Below are 14987 nucleotides of genomic sequence, written 5' to 3' on the forward strand. Positions count from 1 at the left end.
GCGTCACCGCCTCTCGCCCCCTCCGCGCCCCCTGAGCGCAGGCATCGTACCAATCGACGGCATCGCGCGCTCACTGGCAGTCTCGGGCGCGCCGACGAACAGCCGGCATCCAGCCACGGCGCAGGCCTGCTCGAGCCCCACCTGCAGCTCCCCCTTCAGGGCCTCGACCATCACGAAGTCGATGTCCGCCAGGTCGCGCCGGCCCATGGCGACCGGGCCCACGATGTGCGCGAAGCGCACGCGCGCACCGCTACGCCGAAGTTCGTCGACGCGGACGAGGTCCGCTTGCTCCGCAATCGTCACGCCCACCCAGATATTGGACCTCCAGTCGAGTCGCGAGCTGAGCGCGAGAAGCCGGTCGGAGCGGGTCGTTTCGATCTGGAACTCATGGTGCGTGGCCCGGCCCATGACGTCGAAGACCGCGTGCACGAAGGCGCCATCCTGTGCGAAGAGGTCGTACAGGGTCGCGACGAAGATATGGAACCCATCCCTCCAGCGCAGGGGCAGATCGATTGCATCGCCGCGGGGAGCCTCGCCGAAAAGCTCGGCGAGCGTGGGCCTGCGGGACGACCGCGGGGACGGGTTCCAACGGGCATGGGGCAGGGCGCAGATCTTCATGTTGACCTCCCGAGTCTCGGCCGCGTCCAACGGCCCAGCAATTCGTAATCGACATCAGACTTGAGCCCCGGTGCGGATGCTCGGGGACACGAGGCCTGCACGAGGGCGAACGTCCCTCGCCGAATGGGTAAAACCAGTGCCCCCCGACGCAGCGCCGTATGCCGGTCAAGAGTCACGCAGGCAATCCGTGTCTACGCCGAGCGCCTCGGCTAGACGCTGCAGTTCGTCCTCAGTAGGTGTCGCTCGACCGGTGGCTAGCCGGGACAAACGTGTCTCGGTGAGCCCAGCTCGCTGGGCAACCTGGTACTGCGGTATCCCCGTCTCGACGAGGACCCGCTTCAGCGCGGTGGCCATGATCAACCTCCTTGCCGCTACTGGTGGCGGCGCGAAGAGGTACGGTCACACCCTGCCAGATCGAACGTCAGCGCGCGGGCGGCTGGCGCCGCCGCGGTGCGGGGAGACACTCCCTCAGCCAGCGGACCTGCTCGTGCGTCAGCCAGATCGTCGTCCTGTCGGGTCCGCGGTCCGCGGTGAAGTTATACTTTTTCTCGGCGACGTGCAGGGCGTTCATGGTCGTCGACCGGGCTCGCCCGAACATCTTTGCCGCCTTCGCGATCGAGACGCGATCCGGGGGCGCATGCGTCTGCCTGCTCTTCATGTCTCTTCGGACTTCCTCGGCATGCACAGGGTTCTCCGGGACGATCCCGAGCTTCCGACGCCAGCGGCGGAGCGTGCTCGCCGGGACGGCAAAACTCGGATCCAGGTGCGTCCGGATTGCGTCCTTCGCACGAAGTCGGATTGCCGCCTCCATGTATCGCCGAACCCCTTTTGCTGCTTCTGGAATCGTCCTCGCCCTTGCCTTGTATCGGGAAACCGAACCATTTCTACGCTGAAAGCTACACGCCACATCGTCGGCAATGCTGTCGATTTCGTCTTGCTCGAGACGTGGAAAAATCCGGCGCATTCGCCTCACGATTGTCCGAGCCAAGTCGTAGATACATGGAAACATCTTCTTTGGCTTCGTGCAGAGCGCGACGAATGCGTGCTCCCATACGCGCGCCGTAATTTCCTCCGGTTTCCATGCATTTGATGCACGAGCGTCGTGGAGGAACTGGATGAGCGGCAATACAGGCCAGAGAAGCGTCACAAGGTCATGAACATGTGAAAGGTCAGGCGGGAGGTGTTCGCTTCTCAACACGTGGACGCGCTTCGGCTGCCAGATAGGTTTCGGCGGGGGAGCTTCGCCGGTGCGCGTGTCGACAGGCTGCCCCTCCTTCGTAAGCGCCAGCCATTCAGGCCAGTTCTTATCGTGGGTGCGCACCCACGCGTAGGCCCGACGCAGGTCCTTCAGGATTGATTCTGCGGCTTTGGCTGTATGTTCGTCGGCATCCGCCGCCCGGTCGAGGAGGTGCAGCAGGACCACGAACGGAGCAAGGGCCGGCTCGACCTCATAGGTCGAGAGCTTGCTAACCGTGTCGATAAGGGCCGCCTCGAACCGAGCGGCAGCGTCCTGCTGTGGCACCCTCTGAGCGTAGGACCCTGCGTGGGCGATGCAACCACTGGTGGTGGGCGACGGGGCGCAGTTGCGCCCCAGACGAACAGGGCGGCGGTGACGCCAGCCGAGGCCCTGCATGCGCGTGCTCCCCGTCGAGGTTCTCCTCTTGCACGACGTGGCGCAAACCTGAGCCCAGGGTGGGGCACCTCCCTCCGCTGGGGTGCCTACCGGGACAAGAACCACATCCTCGCCACGGCGCCCGCTTGCCAGAGCCGCCTCCCGGATGGGGTTCGGCATGGGTAGGAATCGGATCAATCGGTGTCCAACAGATTCCCCTGCTTTCGGGAATAAGAGAGATGCACGCGAAGTCGGCACGTCGAAGGCTCATGCCCAGGACTTCCCCCGACTTCTCTCGGTAGACCAGGTAGCCACTCTCCTCGGGCTGTCCACCCGGACGGTACGCCGCCTGATCAAGGCCGGCGATCTCGTCGCCTACCGAATCAATCGTCAAGTCCGCGTCGACGCCGCGAGCGTGACGCACCTACTCGAGGCTTCCCGCACCGAAACCTCGGAACGAGCTTATTCATGTCGCGCTCGAAAAGAAAATACACGCTCGGCCAGCCGCACCTCCTCCGCCGACGAGGCAAAGGCCGGCTCTGGACTGGATGGATCGACGGCCGCGAAGTTTCCCTCGGCACGCCGGACCGCGTCGAGGCCCAGCGCAAGCTCGACGAGTTCGTCGCCCGACGGCAGCGCGAGCAGGCTGCCGCAGACCGCGGAGGAGTTGAGAAAGGCGCTCCGCCGGTTGAGGCACCCCTCCTGACCGAGCTGGCAATGCAGTTCGCCGAGTATTGCCGACCGCCACGGCACACCAAGAAAACGGCCGACTCCTACGCGCAGCGCGTCCTGTACTTCATCGAGTGGGCGGAGACGAACGACGTGCGCCGCGCCGACGAGATTACCTTCAAGCTCATGTCGAAGTACGTTCGCAGCCGGACCCAGGCTGGCGCCCAGGCTGCGACCGTCAACCGCGACCTCACACCAGTCCGGCAAATGTTCGCCTTTGCCAAGCGCGAGGGGCTCATTCCCAAGGACCCATTCAAGCACGAGGACTTCACCTCGTTGAAGCTCCGCGAGCCGCGCCCCAAGCCGAACGCGCTCGCCCTCTCGCCGCAGCAGGTCGACCTCTTCCTCGATACCGCCGACAGGATGACCCACCCGGCCTACGGCGCCCTGTTCCGCCTCACGGCAGGCAGCGCCATCCGCATCGACGAGGCACGGCACCTGGACGCGCGCGACGTCGACGAGGCCCGTGGCCTCCTGACCATCACGCCCAAGCCGAACTGGACCACCAAGGGCTACCGCTACCGGGAGATCCCCGTCTCGGCACGCACCGCGGCGGCCGTCAGGGCGTTCGTGGCGCGCCAGAACGAGGTCGCCCTCGACGACAAGTCGGTCTGGAAGGAGATCCAGCGCATCCGGAAGGAAGCCAACCTACCGAAATTCTCGATCCACGACCTGCGGCGCGCCTGGGCGAGCGCCGTGCACGCGAACGGAGCGTCGCTCAAGCAGGTGAGCGTCTGGCTCGGACATGCGGACGTGCAGACGACCGAACGGTACATCCGCGTGTTTCTCACGCAGACGAGCGGGCACCAATACCTCCCACGGTGAGATCCCGGCTTGGCGGGAGCACCTCAGAGCGCGCCGACGAGGCCGCTCTGAACTTAGCTCCGAGCCCAAGAGGTCAGGACCGAGAGGAGCGCTCAAGCCCGAACGGCTGGCGGTAGGTGACCCCTCTGGGACGAGGTTTACGTCCTCACGCGCGTGAGACCGGGCGTGAACATGGACGGGGAGCCGCCGAGCGTTCTTGCCGTGGACCTCGGCCTCGGCACCCAGGCGGGTGGCTCGCACGAGATTTGGCAAAGATTTGGCACAGCCACTAACCCGCGGTTTCGGGCTCTCTGCAAGAGCCCGAAACCGCTAGGTTTTCTCGGAGCCGCCTTCGAGATTTGAACTCGAGACCTACGGTTTACGAAACCGTTGCTCTACCGCTGAGCTAAGGCGGCGTTCCCGTCGAACGGGCGCGCAGAAAAACCATGTCCTGCGCCGGTTGTCAACGACTTTTTTCGCCCCCCCGAAATTCCCCTGGAAACCGTCCTCCCCTCAGCCCTTCCCGATCCCCAGCATGCTCAGGCCCATGCAGGCCACCAGCGCTCCGAACTCCAGCCGCTCCGCTCTCCGTTCATCGAGCACTCGATCGCGCAGCCACAGCCCGATCACGTTCCCGCCCATCAGCGCGACCGTCAGCAAAACCGCTCGAACCATCGTCTCCCGGCTCATCATCCCCCCGAGCCCGTACGCCGCTACCCGCCCCGCGTGTAGCGCTACCGCGGCCGCTGCGATCGTCCCTACGAAACGCTTCCCCGACAGCCCTGCGGCCATGAACAGCGGCCCCACCAGGAGACCTGCTCCCCCCGCCGTCGCGCTCACCACCCCGATCCCAAGCCCCGCCGGCGCCATCGCCGCGGCCCGCGGACGCCATGTGAAGACGCCCAGCGCTCGGCCCATCGCCGCCGCCGTCATCACAAGCATCAGCCAGCGGAGCACCACCTCCGGCATCCACGCCGTCATCAGCCCGCCCACGAAGCTCCCAGGCACCGCCCCCCACGCGAACGCCTTCGCGGACGGACGATCGAACTCCTCCCGCAGCAGCCACAGCCGGTGCAGGTTCCCGAACAACATCGCCGGCGCCGTCGAGGCCAGCGCCGCCGCCGGACCCCACACGACCGAGAGGCCCAGCAAGAGCAAGATGCCCCCGCCAAGGCCCGCCATCGTCGTCAGCACCCCAGCCAAAACACCGAAAACCGGGAGAAGCGCCAGCATCGCGTCACCTCCTACTTCCCAGGCGTAGGGCCACAACCACCATCGGACCAATCGATTGTTCGGAACGCCGTGATAGCTCTTGCTGATGATGGACGCGCTTCGCCACTTCGCCCTCATCGCCGAGCACGGCACCTTCACCCGGGCCGCGCGGCACGCGCACCTGTCGCAGCCGGCGCTCACGGCCTCCATCCAGCGGCTCGAGGAGACCTTCGGCGCGCGCCTCCTCCACCGCGACCGCGCCGGGACCAGCCTCACGGCCGCCGGGCACGTCCTCTTGCCACGCGCCCTGCACATCCTCGCCGCCTTGGGCGACGCCAGACGCGCCGTCGCCGAGGTCGAGGGGCTCGAGGCCGGCGAGGTGCGGCTCGGCGCCGGCGCAACGGCATGCACCTACCTCCTGCCGCCCACGCTCTCCGCGTTCCGCGCCGCGCACCCCGGCGTGCGGTTTCGCCTCCGTGAGGCGACGACCGCCGAGGTGCTCGACGCGCTCGAGCGCGGGGAGATCGATCTCGGCGTGGTCACGCATCCCGAGGGAGAGCTCTGGATCGACGATGAGCTCATCCTCGTCTCCGCGCCGGGGCTCCCGACGAAGGACGCTCCTTTCGTGACGTTCGCCCGGGGCTCGACGACACGCGCGCTGCTCGATCAGCACTTCCCGGGCGCCGACGTGGTGATGGAGCTCGGCAGCATCGCGGCCGTGAAGGGCAACGTCCGCGCGGGGATCGGCGTGGCCCTCGTGAGCCGCTTCGCCGTGGAGCACGACCTCGCCCAGGGGCGCCTCGCCACGGTGCCGCACCCCGCGACGCCGATCGCGCGGCCCATGCACATCGTCCACCGCGGCGAGGATCGCCTCCCCCCCGCCGCCGCCGCGCTCCGGAGGCTCCTGCTCTCGCGCCGCGGCCTCCAGGCGAAGCGCTGACGCCCTTACTCCAGCGCCCCCGCGCGCCTGAGGCCGTGCCTCTGCAAGAGCCGGTGCAGGTACATCCGATCGAGCTGCGCCTTGCGGGCCGCGCGGCTCACGTTCCCTTCGGCCCAGGCGAGCAGCATCGTCAGGTAGGCGCGCTCGAACTGGTCGATCATCGTGTCCTTCGCCGTCTTGAAGGGCACCTCGATGTCGACGGCGGCCGCGGCGGACGTGGGCTTGTCCGCAGCGCCGAGGGCCCCGTCTTCCTCGTCGCGGAAGCTCGGCGCTTCGGTCTCCAGCACCACCAGGCGCTCGACGTAGTTCCGGAGCTCGCGGACGTTGCCCGGCCAGTCGTGACGCGACATCTCCGAGAGCACCTCGGGCGAGAAGAGGTGCGCCTTGTCCGTCGCCTCCAGCGCCGAGAGGAAGCAGTTCACGAGCAGCGGGACGTCCTCGATCCGCTCCCGGAGCGGCGGGACGCGCACCGTGACCACGCTCAGGCGGTAGTAGAGATCCTCGCGGAACCGGCCGAGGTTCACCTCGCGCTCCAGCCTGCGGTTCGTCGCGGCGACCACGCGTACGTCGACCTTGCGCGACTGGTTCTCGCCCATGCGGCGGATGTCGCGCGACGCGATCGCGCGCAGCAGCTTGGGCTGCATGTCGAGCGGCAGCTCGCCGATCTCGTCGAGGAAGACCGTGCCCCCGTCGGCGGCCTCGAACGCGCCGACGCGGTTCCTCTCGGCGCCCGTGAAGGCGCCACGCACGTGGCCGAAGAGCTCGCTCTCGATGAGGTTCGGCGAGATCGCCCCGCAGTCGACGATCACGAGCGGCTTGTTCGCGCGTGGGCTCCGGCGCACGATCTCCGTGGCGATGAGCTCCTTGCCCGTGCCGCTCTCGCCCTCGATGAGCACGTTCGCGTCCGTCTTCGCGACCCGCTTCAGCAGCTCGAACATCCGGCGCATGCCGAGCGACGCGCCGAAGATCGAGCCGAAGCTCGGCGCCGCGGGCACGTCGTCCGCGGCCGTGGCGCTGAGCTCGCGCACCCGCACGATCGACTCGCCGAGCTCGATGCGGCACTCGGGCAGCGGCAGATCCGCGTCGCGCAGGCGCACGCCGCCGATCCGCGAGCCGTTCAGCGAGCCCGTGTCGAGGAGCCGAAAACCCCCGGGCCCGCGCGCGATCCGGCAATGAAAACGCGACACCATCGGGTCCGTGATCACGAGATCGTTGCTCGCGTGCGAGCCGATCCGGAAGAGCTCGCCCTCGAGCACCACGACGCGCTCGGTCGCCTTGCCCGCCTCGCGCTCCACGCAGAGCTCGAGCCGCGGGATCATCACGGGATCCGAGAACTGCGGCGTGGTCTCCGAGTTCCGTCCGACGCCGGACACGCCGGGGGCCAGGGACGGATCACTTCCGAACGGGGGCCTGTTCATTTCGCCCGCCCACTCTAGCCCATCCCCTCGGCCCAGGTCTCGGGGGCGAGACGATCCACCGGAAAAAGATCAGGCTGTCACGAGCTCGTAGACCTTCGTCGTCGCGCTCCGGCCTGTGAGCGCGCGCTCGCCGAGGGACGAGAGTTCGAAGGCGTCGCTCGCCACGAGCTCGCGCGTCGCCTCGGCGACGAGCACCTGGTTCGGGCGGGCGATCGCCTCGAGGCGCGCGGCCACGTTCACCACGTCACCGATGACGGTGTACTCCATCCGCTTGTCCGAGCCGATGTTGCCCACGAGGACCTCGCCCGAGTTGATGCCGATGCCGAGCTCGATCGTGGTGCCGTACCGCTCGCGGAACGACTCGTTCGCCGTCTCGAGGAAACGCATCATGTCCTCGGCCGCGGCGAGGGCGCGGGCCGCGTGATCCTCCTGCGCGACCGGCGCGCCCCACACGGCCATGATGCAGTCGCCGATGAACTTGTCCACCGTGCCGCCGTGCCGGAAGACGACCTCGGTGAGCACCGAGAAGAGCTCGTTCAAGAGCGTGACGACCTCCTCGGCGGGCCGGGTCTCGGCGAGCGGGGTGAAGGCGACGACGTCGGCGAAGAGCACGCTCACCGCAGCGCGACGGCCGCCGAGGGCGAGCTCGTGCCGGCCGCTCACGATCGCCTCGACGAGCTCCTTGCTCAAGAACCGGCCGAGATCCGCGCGCTGGCGGGCCTGACGGCCGATCTCGATCTCGCTGCCCTCGAGGTCCTGCGCCATGCGCGACAGCTCGATCGTGAGCGTGCCGATCTCGTCGGTGCGAGGCGAGCTGAGCGAGAGCTCGCGCCATCGACGCTCGGCCACGAGGCGCGTTTGCCCCGCGAGGTGCACGATCGGCCGCGCGATCCAGCGCGCCGAGAGCAACGCCGCCGCGAGCGCGAGCAGGGCCGCGAAGGCCGCCACGAGCGCGCCGCGGCGCTCCATGGCCGTGAGCACGGCGAAGGCGTCCTCCTCGCGCCGCGCGAGCGCCACGCCCCAGCCGAGCCCGGGGACGAACCGGACGACGCCGATCATGTCCGCCCCGCCCTCGGCGCGGTACGGCGCGACCCGCGCCACGCCCACGACGCCGGGGTTCTCCCGGGAAAAACCCTCCCAGAGCGGGTGGCTCGTGGTGTCGGCGAAGGCCCCGATCTCGGGCATGCCGTGCGACGCCACGCTGCGCCGCGCCGGGTCGACCACGACGAGGCCGACGGCGCCGCCGAAGCGGCTGTTCGCGATGTCGTCGATCTCGCGCTGCAGCTCGGCGAGGTCGAGCGCGGCGGTGACGTACCCCCGCGGCGCCTTCGCGCCTTCGCCCTCGATCGCGGGGATGGGCACGACGAGCAGGCCCTTGCTCGGCCCGAGGAGCGAGGCGCTCATGCCGTGATCGTCGGCGGCGCGGCGCATCTCGGGCGTCGAGGCAGGCACGTCGAGCCCCGCGGCCGCGCCCTCGCCGCTCTGGCGCAATACCGTGCTCACGCCGCGCTCGGGGACCTCGAAGCGCACGGCGCCGAGCCCGCGGCGCGTGCCGAGGATCGCGCGGACCGTATCGAGCCCGTCCCCCGCGGCCTGGGCGCCGGGCTTCACGCGCGCCGCCTGATGCAGCGCGAACGCCACGGCGTCGGCGTCGATACGCACGTCCTCGACGTGCCGCATCGTGGCGCGCTCGAGCTCCTCCAGCACGGCGGCCTGGAGCTGCTGCTCGCTCGTCTGCACCGCCTGGCGGTTCACGGAGAGCAGCAGCGCGACCACGGCGCCGACGGGCACGAGCCCGACCGCGGCGAAGAGCAGGAGCGCGCGCGCGCCGATCGATCCGAGCTTCACGGCTTCGCGGAGCCTTCCTTCCAGCCGGCCTCGCCGAGCGGCGTGCGCCGGAGGATCTGGAACTCCACGCGCCGGTTCTCGGCGCGCCCCTCGGGTTTGTCGTTGCTCGCGACCGGGCGCCGCGGCCCGAAGCCACGCGCCTCCAGGCGCCGCGCGTCCACGCCGTGATCGACGAGCCAGCGCACCACGGCGACCGCGCGCCGCTGCGAAAGCGTCACGTTCGCCCGCTCGCTGCCCACGTTGTCCGTGTGCCCGTCGATCGCGACGCGGGCGATCTCCGGGTGCTGCGACATCACCGAGGCGACCTGCTCGAGCAGCGGAAAACTCTCGGGCGCGATCACGTCGCTGCCCGTGGCGAAGTTGACCTCCTGCAGGATCACGATCTGCGTGCCCTCGACGCGCACCGAGGCCGGGCAGCCGGTGATCTTCGGGTCCACGTTCGCCTCGCCGCGCTCCTTGGGGCAGGCGTCGGCGGCGTCGGCGATCCCGTCGCCGTCCGTGTCGAGCGGGCAGCCGAAGCGCTTGGGATCGGCGCTCCTCGCGCCGGGTTCGTTCGGACAGACGTCGTCGACGTCGGCGATCCCGTCGCCGTCGCCGTCGGCGAGGACGGGCTCGGCCGCCTCGACGCGTGGCGCCTCGTCCCCCTGCGGATCCTGCTTCGTCCCTGGTCTCGCCTCCGGATCCGCCGCCGCCGCGGCTCCGCCGACGTCTCTCGTCCGGCCCTGCCCGCCCCTCGCCTGCTCTCGATCCGGCACGTCGAACGAGGCGCCTGCGCTCGCCAGGAGCCGGAACGTCGGGGTGCCGACGCCGGCCGTGAGCCCGGGCCCGCCGGCGAGGCCCAACGAGAGCGGACCCACGGTGGCGCGGCCGCCGAACAGGGCCTCGATGTGCGTCGTCGCCCGCCCGAACGGCGAGGCCTCCACGGTCACCGTCGAGCCGAAGAGCTCGGCGTGCGCCGAAAATCGGCCGAATCGAAAGGCGATCGCGCCTCCCGCGACGAGCTCTCCGCCGAGCAGGTTGCGCCCTCCGCGTGTCTCCTGCACGCGCCGCCCGAGCGCGATCGAGTAATAAAACCGGCCCATGTCGGCCCCGACGACGATCGACGGCATGTGCCGGACCTGGCCCGTGCCCGTGAACGCCGTCGTGTCCCCGGTCGGCACCCAGAGCGCGTAGGACAGGCTCGCCGCGGGCACCTTGCCGCGCTGGGGCAAGAGCACGAGGCGCAAGCCGAGCCGCAGATCGTTCATCGCCGCGCCCTCGGGCGACGCGTACGAGGACGGCGCGCCCGGCGGCACGGCGGAGACGAGGCCCGTGATCGAAGGCGAATCGCCGCCCTGGGCGAGGGTCACGGGCACGTCGAGATCCACCTTCAAGAACCGGTTCACCTCGAGCGCGGCGAGCACGTGCCCCGTGACCTGATACGCGACGATCTCGCCGGCCTCGCGCGACGCGCCGCCCTGCCCGACGCGCAGCGAGAGCGGCGCATCGGCGTACGAGACCACGAGCGCGGCCGTGGCGCGCAGGTCCTCGGGCACGTCGGCGCGTGGCACGGCGAAGAAGCCGTCTCCCGCGGGGGCGGGCTCGAGCCGCTCGAGCGCGGTCGCCGTCTGCGCGTTCGCCGCGGAGGGCGCGAGCCACACGGCGCCCGCACACGCGAGACCGCGGATCAGCCGGGCGAACATGCCCTGGGACGCTATGGCAGCGGGCGCGGGGGGGCAACTCGAAAGCGCGGCCCTCGCCACGGGCCACGAACCGCGTTTATGCTGGCGCCTGCACCCCGCGCGGCGGGTCGTGGTCTTCGGAGGAATGGGCATGCGAACAGCATCGAGAGGAGCTCTGGCCGCCCTCGGCCTCGTGCTCTTCGCCGCGCCGCGCGCCCGCGCCGACACGCCGCCGCCGCCCGGCTTCCTCGAGCCCATCGTGCACTGGGGCGTGCAGAAGGGCGAGACGTGCGAGGACATCGCCAAGGTGATGTACGGCTCGGCCACGCACGTGCCGCTGATCCAGCGCTACAACCGCGTCGACTGCGCGGGCCGCAAAAGCCTGCCCGAGGGCATCACGTTGATCCTGCCGAAGGCCGTCACGAGCGTGCCCGACGCGCGGATCAAATCGGCCCACCCCGACGTGCGCGGCCGGCCCTCCGGCGGCGCGTGGGACGCGGTCGGCACGGGCGCCTCGCTCTACCGCAACCACAACGTCCAGACGATGGACGAGGGTCGCGCGCACATCGAGTTCCTCGACCACACGCACGTCTTCCTCGCGCAGAACACGCTCGTCGTGATCTACGGAACGGCCAAGAACACGCGCGTCTCGAAGGTGCCGCCGACGGTCGAGCTCGAGGCGGGCGAGGTGCAGGCGGGTCTGTCCGCGCTGCGCGGCGAGCCGGCCGAGGTCGCCGTGCCCGACGGCGGCGTGGTGCGCGCGGCGTCCCGCGACACGGTCGTCGAGCGGAAAAAAACACGCACCACGGTGGCGGTCTTCGACGGCAAGGCCTCCGTCCAGTCGGGCGGACGTTCTGTCACGGTCCCGAAGGACTTCGGCACGCGCTTCGAAGGGACCGCGCCCCCGATCCCGCCGCGCCCCCTGCCGCCCGCGCCGCGCTGGGAGGGCGGCGGATCCCCCTCCGTCGTGCTCGCGCCCCCGGGCACGGCCGTCATCACCACGAGCTGGCAGCCCGTCGAGAAGGCCAAGGCCTACCGGCTCGAGGTCTCGCGCGACGAGGGGTTTCACGACCTCGTCGTCCGCGAGGAGATCCCCGCCGACGTGCGCTCCTTCCGCGCCGAAAAGATGCCCCCGGGCTCGTACCGCGTGCGCGTCCGGGCCATCGACGTCGAGGAGTACCTGGGCGTCGCCTCCGACGTGCGCACGATCGAGGTCGTCGCCGCCGAGCTCCGCGGCGAGGGTGTACGCTTCGAGGGCAAGACCCTCACGGTCAACCCGTACGGCGTCCTCGCGCTCGCGGCCGGCAGCCGGGTCGAGGTGGCCCTCGACGAAGGCCCCTTCGGCCCCCCGCCCGCCGAGATCGACCTGCTCAAGCAAGCCCCGAAGACGCTGCGTTTCCGCACGAAGAGTGGCCTCGAGGAGCGCGTCACCCTCGTCCCTTTGCCCGTCGCGTCCGCGCCCGCGGCGACCTTCGACGAGGCCTCGCGCGAGATCCGCGTCCGCGTCGCCACGACGGGCCTCGGCGGCATCGACATCCCGGCGCGTGTCGCGCCGCGCCTGCGCCTCCGCCTCGGCGAGCGCGTGGAGACCGTCCCGCTCGCCGTGGGTGAAGGCGGCGCCCTGCGCGCGTCGATCCCGGTCGCGGCCGCGCGTGGACCCGCCCAGCTCGACGTCCTCGACGCCCGCGGGAGGCTGCTCGGCGCGACCACGCTCCTCGTCCCGGAGAAGCCCGCCCCTCCTCCGCCGCGGCCCCCCTCGCCTCGCCACCTCGGCGCTTGGCTGCCGCCCTTCCGCCCGGCCGGCGTCACGGCCGTGCCCTGGACCAGCCCGACGGCGCCCGCGACCGTCGGACGAGGCCTCAGCGCCGGCATCACCGCGAACGGCCCCGTCTTCCAGGCGAACGGCCGGGTGAGCGGCTCCTTCGGCCCGCTTGGCCTCGACGCGCTCATCGTGACCACGCCCTTCGAGCAGGCGGACGCGGCGCAGATGCCGGGCAGCGTACCCACCGAGGACATGGCCTGGCTCGGCGCGCGGTACCTCGTCCACCGGCGCGGGGCGTCCGAGCTCGAGATCGCGCCGCTCTTCCGGATCGGCCTTCCGCTCGAGAACCAGCGTGACCTGATGTTCGACCTCGGCGCCGCCGCGGGTGGGGCGCGCGGGCGCATGACGTGGGTCGCCAACGCGGGGGCGCGGTTCCTCCTGAGCGAGCCCTCCGCGCGGATCCCCTGGGTGCAGCCGTACCTGCTCATCGGCGCGACCTACGACCCGCTCCGCTGGCTCCGGGCGTACGTCGTCGCCGACGCGCACGTGCTCGCCACGATCGGGACGTTCCGCAGCGTGGTCGTCCCTTATGGCCTCACGGCCGGCGTCGAGGCGGGCGGATCGGTCTTCCTCACGTTGTCCGGCTGGATCGGGCGTGCGGAGAGCGTCACCTGGCAGGCGGCGGGCACGGTGACGGGATCCCTCGGCTTCCGCCTGGAAGGAGAAGGCCGATGAGCGACCGTCGCATCAGCGTCCGCCCGCCTGGCAGCGAGGCCCTCGACGAGCTCGAGGCCCAGCACCACACGACGCTGCAAACCGGCATTGCTGCGCAGGATCCGCCACGCGCCCCCTCCCCTCGCGAGCGTGGAGGGGGTCACGTCGGCCTGGTCCTCGGCGACAAATACCGCCTGCTCGCGCGGATCGGCGCCGGCGGAATGGGCGAGGTGTACCGCGGCGAGCACGTGACCTTGCGGATGCCGGTCGCGGTGAAGCTGCTCCATTACAAGATCGCGCTCGAGCCCGACTACGTGCGCAGGTTCTACCGCGAGGCGAGGGCCGCGACGCTGCTCGATCACCCGAACGTCGTGCGCGTGATCGATTTCGGCGAGGACCACGGGATCCCCTTCCTCGTGATGGAGTACCTCGTCGGCACCACGCTGCACGCGTGGCTGCGCGACCGCGACGCGGCGCCGCCGCTCGCCGACGTGCGGGACATCCTCGGCCAGATCTGCGACGCCTTCGAAGTGGCGCACGCGCGCGGCATCGTGCACCGCGACCTGAAACCCGAGAACGTCTTCCTGACGGACGTGGGCGGCAAGCGCACCGCGAAGATCCTCGATTTTGGCCTCGCGCACGTGGAGCTGCCGAAAGGCGAGGACCGGGGCCCGACCTTGACGCAGCCCGAGGCGGTCGGGGGCACGCCCGAATACATGAGCCCCGAGCAATGCCATTCGCTCGCGGTGGGCCCCTCGACGGACATCTACGCGATCGGCTGCGTCCTGACGGCGATGCTGCAAGGCCGCCCGCCCTTCCTCGGGAAAAACTCGGTCGAAATCATCTCGGCGCACCTGTTTTTGCCGCCGCCGCCGCTCACGCGCCCCGCGGGCTCGGAGCCCGTGCCGCCGCTGCTCGAGAAGCTGCGGCTCGAGATGCTGGCGAAGCAGCCGGAGCGCAGGCCGGCGAGCGCGACCGTCGTCAAGCAGCGCCTCGAAGACGCGCTCGACCCGCAATCGCTGGCGACGCAGCTCGTCACGCGCAAAGGCAACGAGCCGCTCGGCGGCCGAGCGTCCCGCGCGCCGCAATGGGAAGGGCAAACCACGCGCGCACTCGACTCCACGGACCCGGGCCACGGCCTCGCGGAGGTCGGATGGATCCGCCTCGCGAGTCCAGCGGGCGTCGACGCCGCCTGCGTGACGGGCCTCGCCTCCCAGGGCATCTACCTCGTCCCCCTCGAAGCGCTCGACGAAAAGGCCCAGCAAAAGCTCGGCGTGGTCGTCGTCGACGCCGGAGGCGACGTGGAGGCGGCGGCCACGAAGATCGCCGAGGTCGCGCGGATCCTGCCGCGGGCGCGGGTCCTCGTGTGCGCCACGTCGCTCACGCCCGAACGAATGACGCGCCTCGTCTCGGCGGGCGCGGCCGACGTGGCGAGCGCCCCGGCGAGCCCGGATGGGCTCGGGAAGAAGATCGGGCGGATCTTGAGGCGGGGAAGATAGAGTGTTGGAGGTGCCTCGCGTCCGTTCGAGGCACCTCCCACAGAGTGTGGGGAGTGTCTTGCGTCCGTTCGAGGCACCTCCCACAGCGTGTAGCAGGTGTCTTGCTTACGTTCGAGGCACCTCCCACAGAGTGTGGGGAGTGTCTTGCGTCCGTTCGAGGCACCTCCAGC

Annotated in this window: 11 protein-coding genes, 1 tRNA gene and 1 pseudogene; 5 read left to right on the top strand and 8 right to left on the bottom strand. The window is 70.3% G+C overall.

What is annotated here, in order from left to right:
• Positions 1-3: 3 nt before the first annotated feature.
• From GF068_RS32060 to GF068_RS32070, 3 genes are all read right to left on the bottom strand, one after another.
• Positions 4-618: a DUF5131 family protein gene (locus GF068_RS32060; protein ID WP_153823332.1), complete on the bottom strand. Its 615-nt coding sequence runs from the start codon at positions 616-618 to the stop codon at positions 4-6.
• A 165-nt stretch (positions 619-783) separates the two neighbouring features.
• Positions 784-972 carry a helix-turn-helix domain-containing protein gene (locus tag GF068_RS47460; RefSeq protein ID WP_153823333.1) on the bottom strand — a complete coding sequence of 63 codons (189 nt, stop codon included), beginning with the start codon at positions 970-972 and terminating at the stop codon, positions 784-786.
• Positions 973-1039: 67 nt separating this feature from the next.
• Positions 1040-2140 (bottom strand): hypothetical protein, encoded by a 1101-nt coding sequence (locus GF068_RS32070; protein ID WP_153823334.1) that lies wholly within the window; start codon positions 2138-2140, stop codon positions 1040-1042.
• A gap of 268 nt (positions 2141-2408) precedes the next feature.
• Here GF068_RS32070 and GF068_RS47465 point away from each other — a divergent pair.
• Positions 2409-2654, top strand: a pseudogene (locus GF068_RS47465) (helix-turn-helix domain-containing protein); the annotation flags it as partial.
• Positions 2655-2698: 44 nt separating this feature from the next.
• Positions 2699-3784 carry a tyrosine-type recombinase/integrase gene (locus GF068_RS32080; protein ID WP_153823336.1) on the top strand — a complete coding sequence of 362 codons (1086 nt, stop codon included), beginning with the start codon at positions 2699-2701 and terminating at the stop codon, positions 3782-3784.
• A gap of 323 nt (positions 3785-4107) precedes the next feature.
• Here GF068_RS32080 and GF068_RS32085 read toward each other — a convergent pair.
• A tRNA-Thr gene (locus tag GF068_RS32085) sits at positions 4108-4179 on the bottom strand.
• A gap of 97 nt (positions 4180-4276) precedes the next feature.
• Complete coding sequence (locus GF068_RS32090) at positions 4277-4996, bottom strand: TSUP family transporter (RefSeq protein WP_170319804.1); 720 nt, start codon at positions 4994-4996, stop codon at positions 4277-4279.
• An 85-nt stretch (positions 4997-5081) separates the two neighbouring features.
• On the opposite strand from GF068_RS32090, the gene GF068_RS32095 reads away from it, so the two are divergent.
• Entirely contained in the window at positions 5082-5915 is an 834-nt protein-coding gene (locus GF068_RS32095; protein WP_153823338.1) for a LysR family transcriptional regulator, read from the top strand.
• 5 nt (positions 5916-5920) lie between these two features.
• Here the strand turns inward: GF068_RS32095 and GF068_RS32100 are convergent, their stop codons facing one another.
• The 3 genes from GF068_RS32100 to GF068_RS32110 form a co-directional block, all read right to left on the bottom strand.
• Complete coding sequence (locus GF068_RS32100) at positions 5921-7333, bottom strand: sigma 54-interacting transcriptional regulator (protein WP_153823339.1); 1413 nt, start codon at positions 7331-7333, stop codon at positions 5921-5923.
• Positions 7334-7402: 69 nt separating this feature from the next.
• Positions 7403-9181, bottom strand: a complete 1779-nt coding sequence (locus GF068_RS32105; protein ID WP_338046657.1) for an adenylate/guanylate cyclase domain-containing protein — start codon at positions 9179-9181, stop codon at positions 7403-7405.
• On the bottom strand, positions 9178-10863 hold the full coding sequence (locus GF068_RS32110; RefSeq protein ID WP_153823340.1) for an OmpA family protein: 1686 nt from the start codon (positions 10861-10863) through the stop codon (positions 9178-9180). Before GF068_RS32110 ends, GF068_RS32105 begins: the two co-directional genes overlap by 4 nt.
• 130 nt (positions 10864-10993) lie before the next feature.
• Between GF068_RS32110 and GF068_RS32115 the strand changes: the two genes are divergently transcribed.
• On the top strand, positions 10994-13339 hold the full coding sequence (locus tag GF068_RS32115; protein ID WP_170319805.1) for a FecR domain-containing protein: 2346 nt from the start codon (positions 10994-10996) through the stop codon (positions 13337-13339).
• A complete protein-coding gene (locus GF068_RS32120; RefSeq protein WP_153823342.1) occupies positions 13336-14817 on the top strand; it encodes a serine/threonine-protein kinase in 1482 nt (493 codons plus the stop codon). The genes GF068_RS32115 and GF068_RS32120 overlap by 4 nt, the downstream gene beginning before the upstream one ends.
• The last annotated feature ends 170 nt before the right edge of the window (positions 14818-14987 follow it).

Origin of the sequence: Polyangium spumosum (assembly GCF_009649845.1) — a bacterium.
GTDB classification, from domain to species: Bacteria; Myxococcota_A; Polyangia; order Polyangiales; family Polyangiaceae; genus Polyangium; species Polyangium spumosum.

Coding starts and splice junctions, on each gene's coding strand:
- GF068_RS32060 (WP_153823332.1), bottom strand. CDS start 618: ATGAAGATCTGCGCCCTGCCCCATGCCCGTTGGAACCCGTCCCCGCGG.
- GF068_RS47460 (WP_153823333.1), bottom strand. CDS start 972: ATGGCCACCGCGCTGAAGCGGGTCCTCGTCGAGACGGGGATACCGCAG.
- GF068_RS32080 (WP_153823336.1), top strand. CDS start 2,699: ATGTCGCGCTCGAAAAGAAAATACACGCTCGGCCAGCCGCACCTCCTC.
- GF068_RS32090 (WP_170319804.1), bottom strand. CDS start 4,996: ATGCTGGCGCTTCTCCCGGTTTTCGGTGTTTTGGCTGGGGTGCTGACG.
- GF068_RS32095 (WP_153823338.1), top strand. CDS start 5,082: ATGATGGACGCGCTTCGCCACTTCGCCCTCATCGCCGAGCACGGCACC.
- GF068_RS32100 (WP_153823339.1), bottom strand. CDS start 7,333: ATGAACAGGCCCCCGTTCGGAAGTGATCCGTCCCTGGCCCCCGGCGTG.
- GF068_RS32110 (WP_153823340.1), bottom strand. CDS start 10,863: ATGTTCGCCCGGCTGATCCGCGGTCTCGCGTGTGCGGGCGCCGTGTGG.
- GF068_RS32115 (WP_170319805.1), top strand. CDS start 10,994: ATGCGAACAGCATCGAGAGGAGCTCTGGCCGCCCTCGGCCTCGTGCTC.
- GF068_RS32120 (WP_153823342.1), top strand. CDS start 13,336: ATGAGCGACCGTCGCATCAGCGTCCGCCCGCCTGGCAGCGAGGCCCTC.